We start from the raw sequence: 461 nt of genomic DNA, 5'->3' as shown, positions 1-461 counted from the left end.
CCTTCGCGTATACAACGCCCGGTTAATTCTACTAGTTCAAGGTAAGATTTAAGCGCAAAGGGTAATCCTTTCGCCATGTGCTTTTTTGATTTACCTGAAAAGCGCAGGAGTTGCTTCGGTTGCTTACCCGCAGTGGCACTTTCAATGCGTATTTTTACACTGGTATGGTCTGATGTTTCAGGTGTTGCTGCTGCCTTTGCTCTTATTGGGTTTAAGTCAACATATGCCATACAGGCGATTAATGCGGCTTCATCTAAGAGGGCTTGTGATTTAAAACGTCCCTCCCAAAACCGTCCGGTACAGTTATCTTCTTTATTAGCTCTGCGCGCAATGTCTTCATTTAATAGCCGCATAAACCAACTGATATTAGCTAAGCGTTCTCGGTATTCAATGATTGTTTCATTTAGAAAGAGCCATTCAATTTTACTTAGCTCTTCACCTTGCAGATATTTGTTAGTGAG

At 41.9% G+C, this 461-nt stretch carries 1 pseudogene; it reads right to left on the bottom strand.

Annotation, left to right across the window (positions count from 1 at the left end):
• Positions 1–461 (bottom strand): annotated as a pseudogene (locus H5058_RS18220) (transposase); the annotation flags it as partial.

Source organism: Pseudoalteromonas sp. SR45-4 (genome assembly GCF_014163535.1).
Lineage (GTDB): Bacteria > Pseudomonadota > Gammaproteobacteria > Enterobacterales > Alteromonadaceae > Pseudoalteromonas > Pseudoalteromonas nigrifaciens.
This window is presented reverse-complemented; position numbering and strand designations above follow the sequence as displayed.